The 22,029-nt window shown below is 71.7% G+C and carries 21 protein-coding genes, 1 pseudogene and 1 riboswitch; of the genes and pseudogenes, 8 read left to right on the top strand and 14 right to left on the bottom strand.

What is annotated here, in order from left to right:
• Positions 1-349 (bottom strand): annotated as a pseudogene (locus ACFYOH_RS06760) (peptidoglycan-binding protein); the annotation flags it as partial.
• Between the two features lie 148 nt (positions 350-497).
• Between ACFYOH_RS06760 and ACFYOH_RS06755 the strand changes: the two are divergent.
• Positions 498-2,537 (top strand): DHA2 family efflux MFS transporter permease subunit, encoded by a 2,040-nt coding sequence (locus tag ACFYOH_RS06755; RefSeq protein WP_388621892.1) that lies wholly within the window; start codon positions 498-500, stop codon positions 2,535-2,537.
• Here the strand turns inward: ACFYOH_RS06755 and ACFYOH_RS06750 are convergent.
• Positions 2,530-3,027: a GNAT family N-acetyltransferase gene (locus ACFYOH_RS06750; RefSeq protein ID WP_388621890.1), complete on the bottom strand. Its 498-nt coding sequence runs from the start codon at positions 3,025-3,027 to the stop codon at positions 2,530-2,532. The two genes, ACFYOH_RS06755 and ACFYOH_RS06750, sit on opposite strands and share 8 nt — an antisense overlap.
• A gap of 141 nt (positions 3,028-3,168) precedes the next feature.
• Between ACFYOH_RS06750 and ACFYOH_RS06745 the strand changes: the two genes are divergently transcribed.
• Together ACFYOH_RS06745 and ACFYOH_RS06740 are read left to right on the top strand one after the other, a co-directional pair.
• A complete protein-coding gene (locus tag ACFYOH_RS06745; protein WP_388621888.1) occupies positions 3,169-3,777 on the top strand; it encodes a hypothetical protein in 609 nt (202 codons plus the stop codon).
• 266 nt (positions 3,778-4,043) lie between these two features.
• Entirely contained in the window at positions 4,044-4,784 is a 741-nt protein-coding gene (locus ACFYOH_RS06740; protein ID WP_388621887.1) for a hypothetical protein, read from the top strand.
• On the opposite strand, the gene ACFYOH_RS06735 is transcribed toward ACFYOH_RS06740, so the two are convergent.
• Positions 4,773-5,207 (bottom strand): DUF1992 domain-containing protein, encoded by a 435-nt coding sequence (locus tag ACFYOH_RS06735; RefSeq protein WP_388621885.1) that lies wholly within the window; start codon positions 5,205-5,207, stop codon positions 4,773-4,775. The genes ACFYOH_RS06740 and ACFYOH_RS06735 overlap by 12 nt on opposite strands.
• A 103-nt stretch (positions 5,208-5,310) precedes the next feature.
• On the opposite strand from ACFYOH_RS06735, the gene ACFYOH_RS06730 reads away from it, so the two are divergent.
• Positions 5,311-5,703, top strand: coding sequence for a hypothetical protein (locus ACFYOH_RS06730; protein ID WP_388621883.1), 393 nt, complete (start codon positions 5,311-5,313; stop codon positions 5,701-5,703).
• An 18-nt stretch (positions 5,704-5,721) separates the two neighbouring features.
• Here the strand turns inward: ACFYOH_RS06730 and ACFYOH_RS06725 are convergent, their stop codons facing one another.
• The gene (locus ACFYOH_RS06725; protein ID WP_388621881.1) at positions 5,722-6,393 is read right to left on the bottom strand and encodes an O-methyltransferase; all 672 of its coding nucleotides are present in this window, start codon (positions 6,391-6,393) and stop codon (positions 5,722-5,724) included.
• Positions 6,394-6,563: 170 nt separating this feature from the next.
• Positions 6,564-7,940, bottom strand: coding sequence for a glycine betaine/L-proline transporter ProP (gene proP, locus ACFYOH_RS06720; protein WP_388621879.1), 1,377 nt, complete (start codon positions 7,938-7,940; stop codon positions 6,564-6,566).
• 389 nt (positions 7,941-8,329) lie between these two features.
• Here proP and ACFYOH_RS06715 point away from each other — a divergent pair, with 389 nt between their 5' ends.
• Positions 8,330-10,366, top strand: a complete 2,037-nt coding sequence (locus ACFYOH_RS06715) for a bifunctional glycosyltransferase 87/phosphatase PAP2 family protein (protein ID WP_388621877.1) — start codon at positions 8,330-8,332, stop codon at positions 10,364-10,366.
• Between the two features lie 28 nt (positions 10,367-10,394).
• On the opposite strand, the gene ACFYOH_RS06710 is transcribed toward ACFYOH_RS06715, so the two are convergent.
• Positions 10,395-10,787: an ATP-binding protein gene (locus tag ACFYOH_RS06710; RefSeq protein ID WP_388622335.1), complete on the bottom strand. Its 393-nt coding sequence runs from the start codon at positions 10,785-10,787 to the stop codon at positions 10,395-10,397.
• A gap of 108 nt (positions 10,788-10,895) precedes the next feature.
• Between ACFYOH_RS06710 and ACFYOH_RS06705 the strand changes: the two genes are divergently transcribed.
• Positions 10,896-11,723 carry a helix-turn-helix transcriptional regulator gene (locus ACFYOH_RS06705; RefSeq protein ID WP_388621875.1) on the top strand — a complete coding sequence of 276 codons (828 nt, stop codon included), beginning with the start codon at positions 10,896-10,898 and terminating at the stop codon, positions 11,721-11,723.
• Positions 11,704-11,961 (top strand): DUF397 domain-containing protein, encoded by a 258-nt coding sequence (locus ACFYOH_RS06700; RefSeq protein ID WP_388621873.1) that lies wholly within the window; start codon positions 11,704-11,706, stop codon positions 11,959-11,961. The genes ACFYOH_RS06705 and ACFYOH_RS06700 overlap by 20 nt, the downstream gene beginning before the upstream one ends.
• Here the strand turns inward: ACFYOH_RS06700 and ACFYOH_RS06695 are convergent.
• Positions 11,945-13,114, bottom strand: coding sequence for a steroid 3-ketoacyl-CoA thiolase (locus tag ACFYOH_RS06695; RefSeq protein WP_388621871.1), 1,170 nt, complete (start codon positions 13,112-13,114; stop codon positions 11,945-11,947). The genes ACFYOH_RS06700 and ACFYOH_RS06695 overlap by 17 nt on opposite strands.
• 279 nt (positions 13,115-13,393) lie before the next feature.
• Here ACFYOH_RS06695 and ACFYOH_RS06690 point away from each other — a divergent pair, with 279 nt between their 5' ends.
• Positions 13,394-14,629: a cytochrome P450 gene (locus tag ACFYOH_RS06690; RefSeq protein ID WP_388621869.1), complete on the top strand. Its 1,236-nt coding sequence runs from the start codon at positions 13,394-13,396 to the stop codon at positions 14,627-14,629.
• 84 nt (positions 14,630-14,713) lie between these two features.
• Here the strand turns inward: ACFYOH_RS06690 and ACFYOH_RS06685 are convergent, their stop codons facing one another.
• The 7 genes from ACFYOH_RS06685 to ACFYOH_RS06655 all read right to left on the bottom strand — a co-directional run bounded on the left by ACFYOH_RS06685 (position 14,714) and on the right by ACFYOH_RS06655 (position 21,820).
• Entirely contained in the window at positions 14,714-15,412 is a 699-nt protein-coding gene (locus ACFYOH_RS06685) for a YoaK family protein (protein WP_388621867.1), read from the bottom strand.
• A 101-nt stretch (positions 15,413-15,513) separates the two neighbouring features.
• Complete coding sequence (locus tag ACFYOH_RS06680) at positions 15,514-15,927, bottom strand: transglycosylase SLT domain-containing protein (RefSeq protein ID WP_388621865.1); 414 nt, start codon at positions 15,925-15,927, stop codon at positions 15,514-15,516.
• Between the two features lie 285 nt (positions 15,928-16,212).
• Positions 16,213-17,109, bottom strand: coding sequence for an ECF transporter S component (locus ACFYOH_RS06675; RefSeq protein ID WP_388621863.1), 897 nt, complete (start codon positions 17,107-17,109; stop codon positions 16,213-16,215).
• Positions 17,106-18,827: an ABC transporter ATP-binding protein gene (locus ACFYOH_RS06670; protein WP_388621861.1), complete on the bottom strand. Its 1,722-nt coding sequence runs from the start codon at positions 18,825-18,827 to the stop codon at positions 17,106-17,108. The genes ACFYOH_RS06675 and ACFYOH_RS06670 overlap by 4 nt, the downstream gene beginning before the upstream one ends.
• Positions 18,824-19,960 (bottom strand): energy-coupling factor transporter transmembrane component T, encoded by a 1,137-nt coding sequence (locus ACFYOH_RS06665; RefSeq protein WP_388621859.1) that lies wholly within the window; start codon positions 19,958-19,960, stop codon positions 18,824-18,826. Before ACFYOH_RS06665 ends, ACFYOH_RS06670 begins: the two co-directional genes overlap by 4 nt.
• Entirely contained in the window at positions 19,947-20,597 is a 651-nt protein-coding gene (locus ACFYOH_RS06660) for an SCO2322 family protein (RefSeq protein ID WP_388621857.1), read from the bottom strand. The genes ACFYOH_RS06665 and ACFYOH_RS06660 overlap by 14 nt, the downstream gene beginning before the upstream one ends.
• A complete protein-coding gene (locus tag ACFYOH_RS06655; protein WP_388621855.1) occupies positions 20,594-21,820 on the bottom strand; it encodes a prenyltransferase/squalene oxidase repeat-containing protein in 1,227 nt (408 codons plus the stop codon). The genes ACFYOH_RS06660 and ACFYOH_RS06655 overlap by 4 nt, the downstream gene beginning before the upstream one ends.
• 134 nt (positions 21,821-21,954) lie before the next feature.
• Positions 21,955-22,029, bottom strand: a riboswitch (cobalamin riboswitch).

Here is a 22,029-nt window from a genome sequence, read left to right as displayed (position 1 = left end):
GTATCCGCGGTGGGCCGTCGTCCGGCTGCCGCGCCGTCGCGGAATCGATCGCGGCGGAGTCGCAGGCCGAGGCACGGTCCCGCACCTCTTCAGGGCGCTGTATCCGCAGGTCGGTCGTGCTCGGCGGCGGCTCCGCCGACGGCCGCAGGGGCGGCGTCGTCTCGACGGCCTCGACCCGCACATACGGCCGTATCCGCAGCGGATCGAAGTCCTCCGCCGCTGCCGCCTCGGCCGTCCGCGTCTCGCGCAGGGCCTCGGCCGCGCGCTCGGCGCAGTCGCAGGACGGGCTCAGGTCCGGGCCCCTCGGCGCTCCGCACTCCGGACAGCTGTGACCCTCGGATTCACTCATGCGTTCGCCCCCTCCCCTCACCAACTACAGACCCTATGCGCAACTTCTTCGCATCCGCCGCCGGAAACGCGGGACTCAACAGGCCATAAAGGGTGACTCCGACCACGATGGAAGGTGCACTCGAGCCCCTGAGTCCCAGGAGGTCTCCATGGCCCTGGACGCGCACGCCACGCAGCAGGAGATCAAGGCCGCCGAGCACGTCTCCGGCAACGTGTTCGTCTCGATCGGCGCCTTGCTCCTCGGGCTGCTGCTCGCCGCGCTCGACCAGACGATCGTGTCGACCGCGCTGCCCACCATCGTCAGCGACCTCGGCGGCCTGGAGCATCTGTCCTGGGTGGTCACCGCCTATCTGCTGGCCTCGACCGCCGCGACCCCGTTGTGGGGCAAGCTCGGCGACCAGTACGGCCGGAAACGGCTGTTCCAGACGGCCATCGTGATCTTCCTCATCGGCTCGGCCTTGTGCGGCATGGCGCAGAACATGGGCGAGCTGATCGGGTTCCGGGCGCTGCAGGGCCTGGGCGGCGGCGGGCTGATGGTGCTGTCGATGGCGATCGTCGGCGACCTCGTGCCGCCCCGGGAACGCGGCCGCTACCAGGGGCTGTTCGGGGCCGTGTTCGGCGCGACCAGTGTGCTCGGACCGCTGCTCGGCGGGCTGTTGACCCAGCATCTGAGCTGGCGCTGGGTGTTCTACGTCAACCTGCCCGTCGGCGTGGTCGCGCTCGCCGTGATCGCCACCGCCCTGCACATCCCGCGCCGTACCGAGCGCCATGTCATCGACTACCTCGGCACGTTCCTGATCGCCTCCGTCGCCACCTGCCTGGTCCTGGTCGCCTCCCTCGGCGGCACGACCTGGCCCTGGGCCTCGGCACAGATCATCGGGCTCGCCGGGCTGGGCGTCCTCTTCGCCGTGGCCTTCGTCGCCGCCGAGCGGCGGGCCGCCGAACCCGTCCTGCCGCTCAAGCTGTTCGGCATCCGCACCTTCAGCCTCGCCGCCGTCATCAGCTTCATCGTCGGTTTCGCCATGTTCGGCGCGATGACCTATCTGCCGACCTTCCTGCAGGTCGTGCACGGCATCTCGCCGACCCTGTCCGGCGTGTACATGCTGCCCATGGTCGTCGGCCTGCTGCTGTCGTCCACGATCTCCGGGCAGATCGTCAGCCGCACCGGCCGCTGGAAGGTGTTCCCCGTCACCGGCACCGCCGTCACCGCCATCGGCCTGCTCCTGCTGCACCGGCTCGACGAGCACAGCCCGACCGCCGAGATGAGCGCCTGCTTCTTCGTGTTCGGCCTCGGACTAGGCCTGGTCATGCAGGTCCTGGTGCTCATCGTGCAGAACGCGGTGTCGTACGAGGACCTGGGCGTCGCCACCTCCGGCGCGACCTTCTTCCGCTCCATCGGCGCCTCCTTCGGCGTGGCGATCTTCGGCACGGTGTTCGCCGGCCGCCTCGGCGACAAACTCGCCGCCGCCTTCCGGGGCGTGAGCCTGCCCCCGGGCGTGTCCGCGAACGCCCTCAAGTCCGACCCGCGCGGCATCGCCGCCCTGCCGCCCACCCTGCGCCCGGCGGCCCTGCACGCGTACGCGTCCGCCATCACCGACGTCTTCCTCTACGCCGCCCCCGTCGCCCTCCTCGGCTTCCTGCTGGCCTGGTTCCTGAAGGAGGACCGGCTGCGCGGCTCGGTCACCGCGCCGGACGTCTCCGAGACCATTCCGCCCAACCCGGTCGAGCGGTCCTCCTACGACGAGTGCTGCCGCGCCCTGTCCCTGCTCGGCACCCGCGAGGGCCGCCACGAGGTCTACCGGACGATCACCGAACGGGCCGGGTACGACCTGCTGCCCGCCGCCAGCTGGATGCTGCTGCGCATCCGCAAGTACGGCTCGATCGAGCCGGGCGTCCTCGCCGAGCGCAGCCCCGTCCCGCTGGAGGCCGTCCTCGCCGCCGCCCGCCAGGTCGAGGAACGGCACCTGGGCGAACGCCGTGGCCTCGACCTGTACCTGACGAATACCGGCCGCGAGGTCGCCGAACGGCTCGCCAAGGCCCGCGAGGAGTCCCTCGCGGAACTCCTCGGCGACTGGTGGAAACCGGGCCGGTCCACCGACCTGACCAAGCTCGTCAGGGAACTCAGCGGGGAGATGTGCGGCACCGAGCGTGAACGACCGCACGACGCCACCGGCGCCAAGGTCAGTTGAGCGCCAGCTCCTTGCGGAACCAGTGCTCGGCGTAGAAATCGTCGTTGTGCGGGCCGGTCTCCGTGTAGCCGAGGCGGGCGTACAGGGAGCGGGCCTCGACCAGGTCGCTGCGGGTGTCGAGGATCAGCCGCCGGGCGCCGAGGGCGCGGGCGGCCTCCTCGGCGGCGGCCACCAGCAACGGGGCGCCGCCCCTGCCGCGCGCCCGCTCGTACACGAACACACGGGTCAGTTCCGCCGTGTCCGGCTCCAGCAGCCGTACGCCCGCGCAGCCGGCCGGCTCACCGTCGTACCGCCCGACGAGCAACTGCCCGGTAGGAGGCGTGAGTTCGGCACCGGTCGCGGCCGCGATCCCCCGCTCCAGCTCGTCGGGGTCGGTCCGGCGGCCCTCGTGCAGCAGATACCAGCGGTCGCTGACCTCCGTGTAGTAGGCCCGCCACAGCGCGGCGGCGACCGGGGAGTCGTACGGTTCCGGAGTGATCGACCACGTCATGGCGGCCATTGTCGGCGGCCGTCACCGCGCCGCCCAGCGGTTTTCCGCGCCGCTTCGCGGACTGACCACCGTTTGTGGCTCCCCTTCCGGGTCACCCGGAAGGGGAGCCGGTCAGCGGGGCCGGCCGATCGGAAGGCAACCATGTCCACAGGCATGATCGTGGTGATCGTGATCGTGGCGGCCGTGGTCATCGCCGCGGTCACCTCCCTGGTTCTGCGCGGCCGGGTGCGGTCCGGCGGGCCCGGTCTGAAGCGGCGCTTCGGGCCCGAGTACGAGCGGACCGTCGCCCTGCACGGCGGGGACGCCAAGGCCGCCGAACAAGAGCTGGCCGAGGGCGTCGAACGCCACGGCGACCTGTGGGAACGGCCGCTGGACCCGGCCGGGCGTGAGCACTACGTGGCCCGCTGGACGGCCGTACAGGAACACTTCGTCGCCTCGCCGCGGCAGGCGGTGGCCGAGGCCGACCAGCTGCTCGCGGACCTCGCGGCCGCGCGCGGCTACCCGAACGGCGGGCGTTACGAGGAGCAGCTCGCCGCGCTCTCCGTCCACCACGCCGACCACGTCGACGGCTATCGGCAGGTGCACCGGGTGGCCCGTGCCGGGGCGCGCCACGGGCTGACCGAGGCCGGCTCCGGGACCGAGGAGATGCGTACGGCGCTGGTCGGCGCCCGCGCCCTCTTCGACGACCTGACCCACCCCTCCCGGGAAACCGGCCGCCACCGTGCGACCGGCCACGCGAAGAAGGACTGAGCATCATGCCGGACGACGAGCGCCCCACCGGCCGCTTCCGCCGACCGCCGGACGAGGACTGGACCCCGGAGGACATGCCACTGGGCCAACGCACCCCGAGAGACCCCCTGCCAGAGGAACGGCTCCCCGGCGAACCACCGCCGGCGCCCCCTTCCCGTCTCCCCGGCTCGATCGGCCCCGGCAGAAACGGCCTGACAGCCGACGACCTCACCCCGGAGGACACACCAGTCCACCCAACCGAAACCGGCACCCCGGCCGAAGGCCGAATGCCAGGCGTAGCCGGCATCGCCGCCGAGGGCCGGCGCCCGGCCGAGGGCTGGCTGCCGGGCGAGGGACGAATGTCGGGCGAGAGCGGAATGCCGAGCGAGGGCAGCATGCCGGGCGAGAGGGCGATGCCCGGCGAGGGTGGCACGTCGATCGAGCCCGGAATGCCACGCGAGAGCCGCATGCCACGCGAGGGCAACATGCCGCGCGAGGACCGGATGCCGGGCGAGAGCCGTGTGCCCGGCGAGGCTGGTATGTCCTACGAGAGCCCCATGCCGGACGACGGGCTGGGGGTTCCGTCGCCCGGGGATGTGAGCGGGCGGGATGCGCATACCACCGAGTCCACCGAACCGGATGCATGGCCGACGGCACCGGCCGATGCCCGCGCACGCGGGTCCGCGCCGGCGCCCGGGGCCTCCTCCGTCGGTGAGACGGCACCCGCTCCCTCCGGTACCGGCGCACCGCTGCTGTCCCACGACGAGACGGACCGCTGGGAGCAGCGGATGCGGCGGCTGGCCGCGGGGTTCGTGGACGAGCCCCGGGGCGCGGTCGAGCAGGCCGATCACGTGCTGGAGGAGATCGCGGGGCGGTTCGAAGAGGCCGTGGAGCGGCGGCGGCGTACGCTGCGGCGGTCCTGGGAGGCCTCCGAGGACCGCGGACCGGGCTCGGACACCGACACCGAGCAGCTCAGGCTGGCGCTGCGCGACTACCAGGAACTGGCCGGGCGCCTGCTACACCTCTGACGGACCCCGCCCGCGCGCGGCGGCAGCCCTGCGCTGCCGCCACTCGCGTACGACCTCCTCGACGTCGTACGGCTTCTTCCCCAGCGGGGGACCGGGCGGCGGCTTGAACATCATGCCCTTGATCTTGACGTTGACGTCCTCGATGATCTTCCGCGCGATCCGCTCGGACGGCGCCGCGTAGGCCGCCGCGAGCGCGTCCTCGGCCTCCTTGCGCAGGGCGAGGGCGGGCGGCAGCACGGACAGGCCCTCGCGCGCCATCTTCCGCTTGATCCACCACAGTTCGTCATAGGCGGAGTCGAGTTCGCTCGGCAGCGGCTCCCCCGTCCCCGGCAGCCGCTCGAACTCACCGCGCCCCTGCGCGTCGCGGATCTGCTTGTCGACCCAGGACTCGAACGGCACCCCGGGTGGCTTTCGCTCGGTCATGAGCCCATTGTGCCGGACGCCGCCTCGCCGGGCGTTTTATCATGCGGCGGGGATACGGCGATCCGGCCGCCGTACGCCGATGGTCGTACAGGGGGAAACGCGCGTGCTCGAACTCACCATGGCCACCGTCTCCGGCGCCGACGCGGGCGCCACGGCCGGCATGACGATGGCCGACGCGCCGAGCGAGCCGGGCGCCGTGCTCCGGGTCGGCCGGGACGCGTCGATGTGTCGGCTGGTCACCCCGGAGGACTGGCTGTTCGTCTCCCGGGTGCACCTGGAGTTCCAGTGCGGCCCCGACGGCGGCTGGCAACTCACCTGGCTGCGCGGTTCGCAGGCCGAGCCGTCGTCCGAAGTGCGGCTGGTGGTCGGGGAGTACGCGCAGCCCCTCGGCTACGGCGCGACCGTAGCGCTGCCGCGCGGCGGGTCCGGCGAGATCGTCGTCCAGGACCGCACCGCGCCGCGCAGCGTCAACGTCGGCTTCTACCACGAGGTCTGAGCCCGCCCGAGCGGCGACTCAGTCCAGTACCCGAGCCAGCGCGAAGCCGTCGTACCCCTTGCTGCCGACCGTCTGGATCGCCGTGCCGCTCAGCCTCGGATGCGTGGCGATCAGCTCGATCGCGGCGCGTGTGCCCACGACGTCGGGCTCGGTGGTGCGCTCGTCGACGACCCGGCCGCCGCGCACCACGTTGTCCACGACGATCAGGCTGCCGGTACGGGAGAGCCGCAGCGCCCACTCCACGTAGTGCGCGTTGTTGGCCTTGTCGGCGTCGATGAACACCAGGTCGAACGGGGCCGGGTTCTCGTCGGCGAGCTTGGGCAGCGACTCCAGGGCCGGGCCCACCCGCACCTCCGCGATCCGGTCCAGGCCGGCCCGGGCGAGGTTGCGGGTGGCCACCTCGGCGTGCTTGGCGCTGTACTCCAGCGACACGAGCCTGCCGTCCTCGGGCAGGGCCCGGGCCAGCCAGATCGTGCTGTAACCGCCGAGTGTGCCGATCTCCAGGATGTGCCGCGCGCCCTGCAGCTGGGCGAGCAGCTGGAGGAACTTGCCCTGCGCCGCCGTGACGGCGATCTGCGGCAGACCGGCTGCGTCGTTCTCCCGCAGGGCCGCCCGCAGCGCCTCGTCATCGGGGGCGAGCCGGCTGGTGAAGTAGTCGTCGACGTCGTCCCAGAGCTGGGAGTCGCTCATGCTCCTGCTGCCTTTCCCGAGTGCCTGCCCTTCCCACCGACATCGTCTCAGCCGAGGGGCGCCGACGGCGTGATCACCGACGGATTCCCGGCCGCCGGGAGCGCCGTACGACGATCAGGGCGCCGGCGGCCACGGCCGACAGGAGCACTTGACCCGCACCCCTACGGCGCTCAGCGACCCTCCACCGCCGGGGCGGAACCCGGCAGCGGCCGCCCCGCGGACTCCGACATCCGCCACACCGCGAATCCGCCCACCACAGCCGCGGCCATCATGTAGTACGCGGGCATCATCATGTTCCCGGTCGCCCCGATCAGCGCGGTCACGACCAGCGGAGTCGTCCCGCCGAACAGGGACACGGACACGTTGAACCCGATGGACAGCGACCCGTACCGCACCCGCGTCGGGAAGAGAGCGGGCAGCGCGGCCGGCATGGCCGCCGTGAAGCACACCAGCAGCAGACCCAGCGCACCCATGCCCAGCCCCACCGCCACCAGACTGCCCTCGCGGATCAGCAGCAGCGCCGGGATCGACAGGAACAGGAAGCCCGCGCAGCCCGCCGCGATCACCGGACGCCGGCCGACCCGGTCGGTCAGCGCGCCCGCGAACGGCTGCACGATCATCATCAGCGCCATCACGCCCAGCACGACCAGCAGCCCGTGCGTCTCGTCGTACTTCAGCTCGCTGGTGAGGTAGCTCGGCATGTACGACAGCAGCATGTAGTCGGTGACGTTGAAGACCAGCACCAGACCCATGCACAGCAGCAGCGCCTTCCACTGGCCCGCGACCATCGCGCGCAGTGGCACCTTCGGCCGGGCGGCCTCCGCCTTCGCCACTTCGGCCGCGAACGCCGGGGTCTCCTCAAGACGCATCCGCAGATACAGGCCGATGATGCCCATCGGGCCCGCGATCAGGAACGGGATCCGCCAGCCCCACGACACCAGGTCGTGCGAGGACAGCAGCGCGGTCATCAGCGTCACCAGACCCGCGCCGCCGATGTAGCCCGCCAGCGTGCCGAACTCCAGCCAGCTGCCGAAGAAGCCGCGCTTCTTGTCGGGGGCGTACTCGGCGATGAAGGTCGACGCGCCGGCGTACTCACCACCGGTGGAGAAGCCCTGCACCAGCCGGGCGGCCAGCAGAAGCAGCGGCGCGCCCACGCCGATCGAGGCGTACGACGGGATCAGACCGATCGCGAACGTGCCCGCCGCCATCATGATCATCGTGATGGCGAGGACCTTCTGGCGGCCCACGCGGTCGCCCAGCGGACCGAAGACCATGCCACCGAGCGGCCGGACCAGAAAGGCCGCCGCGAAGGCGCCGAAGGTCGACAGCAACTGCGCGGTCGGGTTGCCGGACGGGAAGAAGACCTTGCCCAGGGTGACCGCGATGTAGCTGTAGACACCGAAGTCGAACCACTCCATCGCGTTGCCGAGCGCGGCCGCCTTCACGGCGCGCCTGACGAGCGCGGGGTCGGTGACGGTGATGTCACGGGCCGTGCCGGCCCGCCGGGTCTTCGGGAGGGACGGGGAGACTGCTGTGGCGGTCGCCAAAACGGGGCTCGCCTACCTTTCGACGGGGACAGGGCGCGGTCCGTACGGCGGCGCTGCCGGGAACGGGCCGGAAACCGACCATAGGAGGGCCTGCGCCCCTTACGTGCTGTACGCGTTTAGCTGCAGTGTGCAGCTAAATGGCGCGTATGCAGGTACGTCTGCCCGCTCACGATCAGGCATTCCGGTCCCGCGTTGTGATCCTTCTCGCGCCTCGGCCGGGGAACCGGCCGTGCCGCCGACTATCGTCTTCCGGACAAAAGGAGAACGGACGTCAGGTGAAGCCCGGGTTTCCGGCGTCCTTCTCCGGGGGGCTGGGACCCTCATAGGGTTCTCAGAGCAACCCGGCGTGACCGGCGCCGGGACCGTACGGGGCGGGAGGCCGACGAGGCGTGGCGAACGTGGAGCACAGCGGGCGACCGGCGGACACCTTCGGCAGGGCACCGGCGGAAGCCCGGTTGCTCGCGGCCCGGCTCGCCCTGTGGGCGGTGGCCGCGACCCTCGCGGTACGGCAGCTGGCCGTCGTCGCCACCACGCCGAGCGGCGAGCGGCTGACGGACCTGGAGACCTGGGTCGGCCCGCACGGCGTGCTGCATGTGAAGGGCTCGATCTACGACTCGACCCGGTTCGCCGGCACCCCCTTCGGCGGCCTGGTCCTCAAACCCCTCACGCGCTCCGCGCAGGCCGCCCTCGGCTGGGGCTGGACCTTCGGCACCCTGTCGCTGGTCGTCGCCCTCGGCCTGGTGGCCGCCCGTGCGCTGCCCCAGCCGGTCGGCCGCCGTACCTCCCTGCTGGCCGCGCCGGTCGCGATCAGCCTGCTCATGCTGTCGCTGCCGGTCCGCAACGCCCTGTGGCTCGGCCAGACCAGCATCATCCCGGTGCTGCTCGTCCTGCTCGGCTGCTTCACCGTACGCAGCGAACGCGAGAGCGGCCTGTGCATAGGCCTGGCCGCCGCCCTGCAGCCGACCATGCTGCTGTTCGCCCCGCTGCTGTGGTTCACCGGCCGTCGCCGGGCCACCGCCGCCACGGCCGGCACCTTCGCCGCCTGCACCGCGCTCGCCTGGGCGGCGCTGCCGCACGACTCGTACACGTACTGGGTGCACCACATGGCCGGGACGGGCCTCGGCGGCAAGGCCGACGCCCTCGGCAACCAGTCCCTGCACGGCGCCCTGCTCCGCCTGGGCCTGACCGGCCCGCTGGAGATCACCTCCTTCCTGGCGCTGAGCGCCGCCGTCACCGCCCTCGCCCTGCGGCGCGCCGTCCACTACGCGCACGACGGCCAACTGCTGCTGGCCGTGGCCGTCACCGGCTGCGCGGTCGTCGCCGTCTCTCCCACCGCCTGGCAGCACCAGTTGCTGTGGGTGCTGCTCGCGATGGTCGGCCGGGTCGGCAGACGGGCCTCCGACCGGTACGTCTGGCCGGTCGCGATGGTCCTGGTGACCACCCTGCCGGCGAAGATGCTGCTGCCGAACATGACGGTGATGCACCCGCTGCGCGACAACCTCGTCCTGCTCGCGGCACTGGCCGCCGCCACGGCCATACCGTTCGTGTCCCGGACGTCCCCCCACTACCAGCGACCGATCCCCGCGGAGTACGCGCCACCGGTGGCGCCCCGCTTCCGCCACGTCTCCCTGGCGCCCTTCCTGCGCCGCGTCCTCACCCGCCCCAACCTGCTGCTGGAACTGCTGCTGATCCGGGTCGTGTACGCCGCCTACCAGCAGGTACGCCTGGCAGCGACCGGCGGCACCATGTCCGGGGGCCGGGCCAGGGCCGAGCACCACGGCCACATCGTGCTCGACATCGAGCGCTTCCTGCACATCGACATCGAGCACTGGGCCAACCACGCCGTCGTGAAGATCGGCTGGCTGCGGAGCTTCTTCGACTTCTACTACGAGTCCTTCCACTTCGTGGCCCCCCTGACGGTCCTGGCCGTCCTCTACTGGCGCCGCCCCGTCGACTACCGCTGGGCCCGGGCCTCCCTCGGCTTCGCCACCTTCCTCGCCCTGATCGGCTTCTGGCTCTTCCCGCTGGCCCCGCCGCGCCTGATGCCCGGGCTCGGCGTGATCGACACCGTCCACGGCGTCCAGGACTTCTCCAAGCCGGACTACGGCACCCTGACCGCGCTCACCAACCAGTACGCGGCGATGCCGTCGCTGCACTTCGGCTGGGCCCTGTGGTGCGGTGTCGTGATCGCGGTCATCGCCCCCAGGTGGTGGATGAAGGCGCTGGGCCTCCTGCACCCCCTCCTCACCGTCTCGGCCATCGTCGCCACCGGCAACCACTGGGTGCTCGACGCGGTGGGCGGCGCGGTGGTGGTGAGCGCCGGCTTCGGGCTGTCGTACGTCTTCCAGGGCCCGCGGGCGAAGACGGTGACGGCGGTTGCGGGCGCCGCCCAGGCGGCACAGAAGGTGAGCGTCGGCAGCATGTGACCGTTCGGCCGCTCGCTTCTCGGCACGGTCACGTCCGAGTCAGCGGCGGGGAAACACCCTCGGTCCCGCACTCGAACCAGACCGTCTTCCCGTCGCCGCCGGCCGCTGACACGCCCCACTTGTCGACCACGGCATCGAGCAGAGCAAGACCCCGGCCGCTCTCCGAGTCCTGGTCGACTTCGCTTGCCTGACACGGGAGTTGGGCGCAACCGTCGGTCACCTCGGCCCGTACGCCCGCCGTCAGTCGCGCGAGCAGTACCGTGCAGCGGCGGTCCGGTACGTGCCGTACCACGTTGGTGACCAGCTCGCTCACGCCCAGCTCCACGGCGAAGACCAGCTCCGTCAGCTCCCATTCGTGCAGCAGCGAGCGGACGATACGGCGGATGTGTCGCACCGAGTGCTCGGCGGCGGTGAGCTGCATGCGGTACTGGGGCGTGTGGGGAATGTTGAGGTTCACAGGACGAGGCTGACCTCGGATCACTACGCTCGGCTACAGCTTGAACACAACGGGTCCGAGAGGGGACTTGGCATGGTGAACATCAACACCCTCGACCCGAGCGCCTCACCGCTCGACTACTACGGCTTCGAGTTGCGTCGCTTCCGAGAGGCGGCGGGGCTCACGCAGAAGCAGCTCGGGGACATCATCAACTACACGGGGTCGATGGTCGGCCAGGTGGAGACGGCCCGGAAGCTGCCGACGCTCGACTTCAGCCAGCGGGCGGACGCGGCGCTGTGCACGGGTGGGTTACTGACCCGGCTCCACCCGCTGGTGATGCGAAGCCAACTTCCGGCTTGGTTTCAGCAGGTGGCTGAGCTGGAGGTGCGGGCGGTTGAGATCTGCTCCTTTCAGACGCACATGATCCTTGGTCTGCTTCAGACTCCGGCTTACGCCCGTGCGGTGCTCGGCGCGGTGGACCGAAGCGACCTCGACGACCGGACTGCGGTCCGGCTGGCGCGGCAGAGTGTCTTTGAGAAGGAGGAACCGCCGGTCTTCTGGGCGGTACTCAGCGAAGCCGCACTGTATTTGGAGGTCGGCGGCCGGAAGACCATGCAAGGCCAACTGGCTCATCTGTTGACCTTCGAGGACAACCCCCGGATCAACATCCAGGTGCTGCCGTATTCGGCCGGATCGCATGCGGGGCTCACCGGCCCGTTCGACCTCTATCGCTTCGCTGGCGACCCGACCATTCTCTATACAGAGAGCTACCGCAGTGGGCACCCGACGGCGAACCCGGACACGGTCAAAGAATGCTCGCTCCGTTACGATCACCTCCAGGCCGCCGCACTCTCCCTCAAGGACTCGGCGGAGTTGATCCGGCGCGTGATGGAGGACCGCTATGGAGAGCAAGTGGCGTAAGTCCAGCTACAGCAGCGACCAGGGCGGCCAGTGCCTCGAGTGCGCGCCGCTCGGCCCGCTCGCATGGCGTAAGTCGTCGTACAGCGGAGACCAGGGCGGCGAATGCATCGAGGTCGCCGAACTGGCGGGAGCCACTGTCGCCATCCGCGACTCAAAGAGCCCGGCGGGCCCGATCCTCACCCTCGACCCCGCCGCCTTCACCACCTTCGTGAACTGGGCCGCTACAGCCGCTGAATGATCGTCCCCGTGGCCAGCCCACCGCCCGCGCACATGGTCACCAACGCGAACTCCTTGTCCGCGCGCTCCAGTTCGTGCAGGGCGGTGGTGATCAGGCGGGCGCCTGTCGCCCCCACCGGGTGACCCAGAGCAATCGCACCGCCATTCACGTTGACCTTGTCCGGGTCCTGTTCGAAGACCTGGGCCCAGCTCAACACCACGGACGCGAAGGCCTCGTTGATCTCCACGAGGTCGATGTCCTTCAGGGACATCCCCGCCTTGCCCAGCACCGCGCGCGTCGCGTCGATCGGGCCGTCCAGGTGGAAGTGCGGGTTGGCGCCGACCAGCGCCTGGGCGACGATCCGCGCCCGGGGCTTCAGCTTCAGCGCCCGAGCCATCCGCTTCGACGCCCACATGATGGCCGCCGCACCGTCCGAGATCTGCGACGAGTTGCCCGCCGTATGGACGGCCGTCGGCATCACCGGCTTCAACCTCGCCAGCGCCTCCATGGACGTGTCGCGCAGTCCCTCGTCCTTGTCGACCAGGCGCCACATGCCCTGACCGGCGTGCTGCTCCTCCTCGGTGGTCGGGACCTGGACCGCGAACGTCTCGCGCTTGAAGCGTTCCTCCGCCCAGGCCAGCGCCGCCCGCTCCTGGGAGCGAAGTCCCAGCGCGTCGACGTTCTCCCTCGTCAGCCCCCGGTGACGGGCGATGCGCTCGGCCGCCTCGAACTGGTTCGGCAGGTCCACGTTCCACTCGTCCGGGAACGGCTTGCCGGGACCGTGCTTCGAACCCGACCCCAGCGGTACCCGGCTCATCGCCTCGACGCCGCAGCTGATCCCGACGTCGATGACGCCCCCGGCGACCATGTTGGCCACCATGTGCGAGGCCTGCTGGGAGGAGCCGCACTGGCAGTCGACGGTCGTGGCGGCCGTCTCGTAGGGCAGCCCCATGGTCAGCCATGCCGTGCGCGCGGGGTTCATGGACTGTTCGCCGGCGTGGGTGACGGTGCCGCCGACGATCTGCTCGACCGCGTCGGCGGGGATGCCGGTGCGGCCGAGGAGTTCACGGTAGGTCTCGCCCAGGAGATAGGCGGGGTGCAGATTGGCGAGCGCGCCGCCGCGCTTGCCGATCGGGGTGCGGACGGCTTCGACGATCACGGGTTCGGCGGCCATGGGTGCGGGTCCTCTCCGAGAGGGCTCTCCTACCAGAACTAGTACGCGTTCTAGTTCCGCCCAGCAGTCTGCTGACGTGATGTCCATCACCGCAAGAGTCTTGCAGGTGCCGAAGTCGCGATCTGCACGAATTCCGCACGGACTGGGGCTGCCGTACCTCTTGCGACTTGTAGAACCTGTTACTACCTTCACCGCACCGCTGATGGACCGTCAGAACCGACTCAGGACCGACTCGGAACGAACTCAGAACGGACTCAGACCGGACGACGGGAGTCGCCGATGCACTGCCCCGCGCTGCCCGACGGGTTCGACTTCACCGACCCCGACCTGCTCCACCACCGTGTGCCCCTCCCGGAGTTCGCCGAGCTGCGCCGCACCGAGCCGGTCCGCTGGGTCCCGCAGCCGCACGGCCTTGCGGGCTTCGCCGACGACGGCTACTGGGCCGTGACCCGGCACGCGGATGTCAAGTACGTCTCCACGCACCCGGAGCTCTTCTCCTCCACCGTCAACACCGCGATCATCCGCTTCAACGAGCACATCGAGCGCGACGCGATCGACGCGCAGCGGTTGATCCTGCTCAACATGGATCCTCCGGAACATACGCGGGTGCGGCAGATCGTGCAGCGCGGCTTCACGCCACGTTCCATCCGCGCCCTGGAGGACCGGCTCCGGGTGCGCGCCGAGGCGATCGTCGCGAGTGCCCGCGCCCGCTCCGGACCCTTCGACTTCGTCACCGAGGTCGCGTGCGAACTGCCCCTGCAGGCCATCGCCGAGCTGATCGGCGTGCCCCAGGAGGACCGGTCCAAGATCTTCGACTGGTCCAACAAGATGATCGCCTACGACGATCCCGAGTACGCCATCACCGAGGAGGTCGGCGCCCAGTCGGCTGCCGAGATCATCGCCTACGCCATGAACATGGCCGCCGAGCGGAAGGAGTGCCCCGCCCGGGACATCGTCACGACCCTCGTCGCGGCGGAGGACGAGGGCAACCTGAACTCCGACGAGTTCGGCTTCTTCGTGCTGATGCTGGCGGTGGCCGGGAACGAGACCACCCGGAACGCCATCACCCACGGCATGCACGCCTTCCTCACCCATCCCGAGCAGTGGGAGCTGTTCAAGCGGGAGCGGCCCGGGACGACGGCCGAGGAGATCGTGCGCTGGGCGACGCCCGTCAACGCCTTCCAGCGGACGGCCACGCAGGACACGGAACTGGGCGGCGTGCGGATCAGGAAGGGGGACCGGGTCGGGCTGTTCTACGCCTCCGCCAACCACGACCCCGAGGTCTTCACCGCCCCCGACGCCTTCGACATCACCCGCGACCCCAACCCGCACCTCGGCTTCGGCGGTGGCGGACCCCACTACTGCCTGGGCAAGTCCCTGGCGATCCTGGAGATCGACCTGATCTTCAATGCGATCGCCGACGCGATGCCCGGCCTGCGGTCGGCCGAGGCGCCCCGGCGGCTGCGCTCGGCCTGGATCAACGGGGTCAAGGAACTCCAGGTCACGACCGGCTGACCCGTGCGGGTCGGCCCACCCCGAGGGAGGCAGGAGCACCCCTACCCCAACGCCCCGTTCCTGCCTCCCCCGAGGTCGGCGGAGTCACTCCCGGCCGGACGCCACCACCGCCAGCACGCCCGACGCCACCGCCGCGATCAGCAGCGGGATGCCCAGGCCGTGATGCAGCACCAGCCATGCCCCGAGGCAGGCGCCGACGAGCATGGCGATCACCGATGCCGTACGGCGTGGTGAGCGGTGGCCGGTGGCGTCGCCGAGGCGGGACTCGGAGGCCAGGCCGGTCAGGGTCATGGTCAGCACGGTGGTGGTGAGACCGGCGATGCCCAGTTTGCGGACGGTCGCGTTGCGCAGGCCCATTGCGTACCCCGTGAGGGCGATCAGGGCGTAGACCGTGCCGGTGGCGTGCGGCCAGGCGAAGGCGACCGCCGCCGACAGGGCCACCAGGACCGCTTCGGCCGCCAGGGTGAGGCGGGTCCAGGTACGGCGTGGCCCCTTGCCGACGCGGGCCGCCAGCCGGCCGCCGGTCACCGCGCCCAGCAGGAAACACCCCAGCGAGGTCGCCGTGTGCGGTACGGAGAAGCCGGGCGCGCCGGCCGCCGCGAAGCCGAGGACGACCACGTTGCCGGTCATGTTGGCGGTGAAGACCCGGCCGAGGCCCAGATAGCTGACGGCGTCGATCAGACCGCTCACCACGGTCAGGATCAGCAGCACGATCACCAGCCGGATCCCGTGCGCCTCCGGGTCGTACGTGTCGTGCGCCGATGCTTCTTCCGCTGCGCTCACCGCCCCAGTTGACCACGTGGGGACTGCGGAAACGCCGAAGGCGACGGCCCGGGGATCGGGGGCCGCCGCCTTCAGCGGCTCTTTGCCGCGTTGCGGGTGGCTCAGTACCAGCCGTTGGCCTGCCAGAACTTCCAGGCGTTCACGGGGCTGCCGTAGCGGGACTTCATGTAGTCCAGGCCCCACTTGATCTGGGTGGCCGGGTTGGACTTCCAGTCGGAACCGGCGGAGGCCATCTTGGACCCCGGCAGGGCCTGGACCAGGCCGTAGGCGCCGGAGGAGCTGTTGGTGGCCGACGGGTTCCAACCGCTCTCATGCGAGACGATCTTGCTGAACGCGTTGAACTGCGCGGCGTCCGGGATCATCTTGTGCGCGATCGCCTGAGCGGAGGAGGCCGTGTGCGAGGCGGCCTGGGCGGGCGCCGCGGACAGTGCCATGCCGGCGGTGGCGGTGGCCACGGCGGCAACGGTGAGGGCCTTCTTCGGGGAAGCGATGCGGCGGATGAAGGAGACGGTCACGGAGTACCTCTTGCGTCGGGGACAGGGGATCGCCCGCATGGGACGGGCCACGCGATGTGGCCGCATGCGTCGGCGCCTCGGCCCGGTGGGCTTGTGGCGCCTGGCGACGTCGTCCAGAGAAGCAGCCCGAAAAGCCGTCCGCAATGACCCCTTTTACTAGTTGTGACCGGATGGGCGGTAAAGGTCGACTCTGTGACGTGGGTCGCAAAGTGCAGGTCGGTGAGGGTGCCCGAAGGAGCGTATCGGACATTTGGCACTACGGCCCCGAATCGTAGGTGACCTGCGTCATGTGGGGTGCTTCACGGTCTCGCTCGCGCTGGGTGAAGCGCCGGATCCGTCAGGTGAGCGTTCCGGGCCGTCGAATGTGACCGCGGTCTCGAAGGCGGCCCGCCGAGTGGCCCGGCGCAGCGCGCGCAGCACGGCCGGGCCGAGGACGAGGGTCAGCGCCACCGTGCACAGGGCCCGGCCCAGGTCCCAGCCGAGCGAGGTGGCCAGGCAGTAGGCCACGAAACGGGCCAGGTTGGCGGGGACGGAGGCACGGGCGTCGAAGGAGATGTCCGAGGCGGCGGCTCCCATGAACGGCCAGCCGGCCAGGTTCATGACCGTGCCGTAGGCGAAGGCGGCGAGAAAGCCGTAGACGGCGAGGAGCAGCAGCTCGGTCCGGCCGCGCAGCCGGACCGGGCCCGGGAGCAGCCCCGCGCCCATCGTGAACCACCCCATCGACAGCATCTGGAACGGCAGCCACGGTCCGACCCCGCCCGTGAGCAGGGCGGACGCGAACATCGTCACCGAGCCCAGCGTGAAGCCGAAGCCGGGGCCCAGTACCCGGCCGCTGAGCACCATCAGGAAGAACATCGGCTCGATCCCCGCCGTACCCGCGCCGATCGGCCGCAGCGCGGCCCCCGTCGCGGCCAGCACGCCCAGCATGGCCACGGCCTTGGGTCCGAGATCCGACTCCGAGATCGTCGCTGCCACGACCGCGACCAGGAGGATGAGCAGTCCCGCGAAGAGCCAGGGCGCGTCCTGGGCGTGGGCGCTCAGCTGCGAGGTGGGCGGAGCGAGGAAGGGCCAGCCGAAGGCGACCACACCGACCGCGCTGACGAGGGCTAGTGCGGCGAGCGAGCGGGGCCCGAGACGGATGGCGTGGAGGCGTGCGGGGCGCAGCGGGCTCGTTGCGCTCATGCGAGGGCCTCGCGGACTTCGGCCACGGTGAGCCACTGCTGCGGGGCGAGGATCTTCGTCACCTGCGGGGCGAAGGACGGCGAGGAGACGACGATGTGCGCGGTCGGCCCGTCGGCAATGACCTCGCCCTCCGCGAGCAGCACCACCCGGTGCGCGATCTCGGCCGCCAACTCCACGTCATGCGTGGCCAGCACGATCGCGTGCCCCTCGGCGGCGAGGCCGCGCAGTACGGTCACCAGGCGGGCCTTGGCCGCGTAGTCCAGGCCGCGGGTCGGCTCGTCCAGCAGGAGGAGCGGCGGCCGGGCGGTCAGCACGACGGCCAGGGCGAGCGCCAGGCACTGCCCCTCGGACAGGTCGCGGGGGTGGGTGCCGTCCGTGATCCCCGGCAACAGCTCGGCCACGAGGGCCCGGCAGGTCCCGGGCCGGGCGGCGGCGTCCCGGTCGGCCGCGGCGCACTCGTCGGCGACTGTGTCGGCGTAGAGCAGGTCCCGCGGATCCTGGGGGACCAGGCCGACGCGGCGTACGAGGTCGGGGGGTGCGGTGCGGTGGGGTTCGGCTCCGCCGAGGCGGACGCTTCCGGCGCTGGGCGCCACCAGGCCGACGAGGGAGCCGAGCAGAGTGGACTTTCCGGCGCCGTTGCGGCCCATGAGGGCGATGGTTTCGCCGGTGGTGACGGTGAGGTCGATGTGCCGGAGGGCGTCGACGCGGGCGCGGCGGACGGAGAGGGAGCGGACCTCGGCGATGTGCGGTTGCCGGGGCCCTGGGGCGGGGGTCGGGCGGCGACGGAACCAGGGACGGCGCCCTGCGCTGGTGCCGGCCGGAGGTGGGAACTGCGCGGGGAACTGCGCGACCAGCCCAGACGCACCCGCGGCCGCGGTCCCACGAGTACCCGCGGCGGCGGCTGCGGCCAGGCGTTCTCGCAGGGGACCGGCTTGGCGGCGGGCGTCTCGGACGGTCAAGGGCAGGGGAGACCAGCCCGCCAGGTGGCCCAGGGCCACGACCGGGGGGCGGACCGGGGACACCGCCATCACCTCGGCCGGCGTGCCGGTGAGCGGGGGTTCGCCGGGGGCGGGCAGCAGGACCATGCGGTCGGCGTAGTGGATCACGCGTTCCAGGCGGTGTTCGGCCATCAGGATCGTCGTGCCGAGGTCGTGCACCAGGCGCTGGAGCACCGCGAGGACCTCCTCCGCCGCGGCCGGGTCCAGGGCCGAGGTCGGCTCGTCCAGGACCAGTACCCGCGGGTGCGGGGTGAGGACCGAGCCGATCGCGACCCGCTGCCGCTGCCCACCGGAGAGGGTGGCGATCGGGCGGTCGCGCAGTCCGGCCAGGCCCAGCAGGTCCAGGGTCTCCTCGACCCGGCGCCGCATGACCTCCGGGGCTAGACCCAACGACTCCATTCCGTAGGCGAGTTCGTCCTCCACGGTGTCGGTCACGAAGTGGGCGAGCGGGTCCTGGCCCACCGTGCCGACCACGTCGGCGAGTTCACGCGGCTTGTGGGTACGGGTGTCCCGGCCCGCCACCGTGACGCGGCCCCGCAGGGTGCCGCCGGTGAAGTGCGGCACGAGACCGCTCACCGCGCCGAGCACGGTCGACTTGCCGACCCCGGACGGGCCCACGAGCAGCACCAGTTCGCCCTCCGGCACCTCGAAGTCGACGCCCTGGACGGAGGGTCCGGCCGCACCGTCGTACGTCACGCTGACATCCTCGAAGCGGATCACGACGGTTCCTTGGGGACGACGAAGGCGGGCAGGAGGGCGAGGAGGACCGCCGCGGCGGGCCACAGGGGGAGGCCGGGGGCGACCAGGGGGACGACGCCCGGGTGCAGCGCCTCCGGGTCGCGGGCGGCGGCCACGCCGAGCAGCGCGGCGACCGTGGCGCCGGAGCTGGTCACCAGCCAGGCGCGTACGTCCCACGGGTCCGGGCGGTACCGGGTGCGCGGCGAACGCCGGCCGCCGAGGCGCAGCCCCGCGAGGGCGGCGACGACACCGGTGAGGAGCAGGGGGACGCCGTAGGTGCCGCCCTCCGCGGTGAGCAGCCCGTACGTCCCCGCGCACACGCCGAGCAGGCCGCCGAGGGTGAGCGCGGCCGTCGTACGGCGGACGCGGGCGGGGACCTCGACGGTACGGCCGTAGCCGCGGGCCTCCATCGCGGCGGCGAGCGCGACCGAGCGCTCCAACGCGCCCTCCAGCACCGGCAGTCCGACCTGGAGCAGGCCCCGCAGACCCCGGTCCGGGCGGCCGCGCAGCCGGCGGGCGGCACGCAGGCGCTGGACGTCGGCGATGAGATGCGGGGCGAAGGTGAGCGCGACGACCACGGCGACGCCGGTCTCGTACAGGGCGCCGGGGAGGGACTTGAGGAGGCGGGCGGGGCTCGCGAGGGCGTTCGCCGCGCCGACGCAGATCAGGAGGGTGGCGAGCTTGAGCCCGTCGTAGGCGGCGAAGACGAGCGCCTCCGCCGTGACCCTGCCGCCCAGGCGGATGCCCTGTGCCCAGTGCGGGAGGGGGACTTCGGGGAGCGTGAGGAGGGTGTGGGTGCCCGGGATGGGAGAGCCCAGCGCCACCGCGAAGAGGAGGCGGATGAGGAGGACGGCGAGGGCGAGCTTGGCGAAGGCGGTGTAGGCGTGGGCGGTGGGGGTGCCGGTGTTGCCGCGGTGCGTCGCCACGACGTAGGCGGAGGCGGATACGAGGAGGGCGAGCAGGAGGGGGTTGGTGGTGCGGGTGGCGGCGGTACCGAGACTCAGCGCCCAGAGCCACCAGGCACCGGGGTGGACAGCGGCGCGGGCCGTGTCGATATGCGGCTCCGCCGCGTGGGCACGACCGGCCCCCACCGGGCCGCAGTCAGACGGAGTCATCGCGTCGCCGTCGGAACCGCCACATCGCCGCGCCTCCCAGGAGGACGACCGCCCCCACGCCGATCGGCAACCCCAGGGACGGCCCGCTGTCCGAACTGCCGCTCTCCTCCGGCGACTTCTTGACCGTGGCCGCCGCGGATACCTGCTCCCCGCACCCCTTCTTCGGATACCCCGCGATCGCGCACAGCAGGGCGTTGGTGTCGTAGCGCAGGGGCGGGGCGACGGCCGCCAGGGCGTCCGCGGTCGTCGCGTCGGCCGGGACCCGCGCGCACGCCGTGCGGCGGGCAGGCGGCAGCTCGCCGGACGGCGCGTCGGCGGGGGTGCCGAAGTCGAGGACGAGAGCCACCCGCTTCGTACCGGACTTTGCGGGTGTGGCCGAACAGATCGTGCCGAAGTCCGCCGCCCCGCGCGGCCGGCTCGCGTCCGCCGAGTCCGCGCTCACCGCGAACCGGAAGCCCTCCACGGCACCGTCGTCGGGACGGGCGGTCGACGGGCCCTGCGTGGCGTACGTCCAGCGCCCGCCGGACCGCTCCCAGAAGGACCAGTAGCGGTATCCGGTGGCGTGCGCCTGACCCGCCCCGGCCAGCAGGACCAGCGCGGCGCACAGCAGGCTCGCGGCGCGGCGGACGGCCCTCACGGCTGCCGCTTCTTCCGGCCGCTGAGCAGGAAGCCGATGCCGATGCCCGCGACGAGGCAGACGCCGACGAACCACCAGACACCGAAGCCCGAGCCGCTGCCGGACTTCTCCGACTTCTCGGCCTTCTTGGTCTCGTGCGCGGCGGAGTCCATGGCCGGGGCCGGGCCCAGCTCGTTGAGGGACCGGACGAGGCTGGTGCCGCCGAAGTCACCGGGCTGCGCGCCGACCGCGTGCGCGGCGAGGATCAGTTGGGCGTACGCCGCCGGACCGCTCTGCACCGCCCACTGCCCGGCGTTCTTCTCCAGCCAGCCGTACGCCTTCTTGGCCTGCTCGGTCCGGCCGTCCGCGGCGAGGGCGACGACCGTGTCCACCGTGTTGCCGAAGTCCGGCTGGTCCTTGGCGCCGGGGAGGGCGGACTGCAGGTGCCCGGTCTTGCCGACGGCCGCGGCCAGATAGGCACCGGCGTTGTCGGCGAACTGCGTCGGACGGGCGGCCTTGGCGCACGCGTCCTGCGCGGGCGCCTTGGCGGCCGTCGCCACGAACCCCTTGCCGAGGGCGCCGAGCACCCCGGCCGCCGTGGCGTCCGCGTTGGCGGCCAGCTTGCCCTTCTTGTCCGGCTGGAAGGCGAGGGCGCCGCCGCCGTCCTGGTCGCAGGGGAGGGACATGGCGGCGAGGAGGTCGTAGGGGGACTTGCCCGCCTTGCCGACGCTCGCCGGATCCGTACCCACCGCCGCGAGCGCGCCGATGACGACGGAGGTGGAGTTGGTGTCACTCTCCCCGCCCGGCGAGTAGCCCCAGCCGCCGTCCTTGTTCTGTACGGACTTCAGCCAGGCCACCGCCTTGGCGACGGCGTCGTCGTGCCCGCCGACCGCCTTCAGGGCCTGGACGGCGGCGGCCGTGTTGTTGGTGTCCACCATGACCTTGGCGTCGCAGGCCTTGGCGGGGGCGCCGCGGAACGCCGGGAAGGCGCCGTTCGCGCACTGCTGGCCGGTGAGCCAGTCCACGGCCTTCGCCGCCGGCCGGTAGCCGAGGGTCCGCTGGGCGATGAGCGTCAGCGACTGGCGCCACACGCCGTCGTAGGTCGGGTCGGACTTTCCGTACAGCCCGGACGGGATCGCGACCTTCGGAGAGGGGGACGGGGACTGGCCGGCGGCCGTGGCGGGCGCGGCGGCGGCCAGCACGCCTATGGCGGCGAGAGCCGCGGCACTGCGGCGGACGTTCATGGTCGGCGACTGCCTCTCCTGCGGGGAGCCGGGCAGCGCACGGGAGACACCCCGGGCGGCTCGGCTCCGTAAACCTCGACGGTGCCGTGCGCGGCGGACCACCGACGCACGCGAGCCGGTCAACGTCCCGCCCGGGGCGTTCCGGCTCACCGTTCGATGACGAACGATTCACGGTTGCGGGTCAGCGCCGGAATTGCACCGGCTTCCCC

Source organism: Streptomyces sp. NPDC007856 (genome assembly GCF_042868225.1).
Classification (GTDB): domain Bacteria; phylum Actinomycetota; class Actinomycetes; order Streptomycetales; family Streptomycetaceae; genus Streptomyces.
This window is presented reverse-complemented; position numbering and strand designations above follow the sequence as displayed.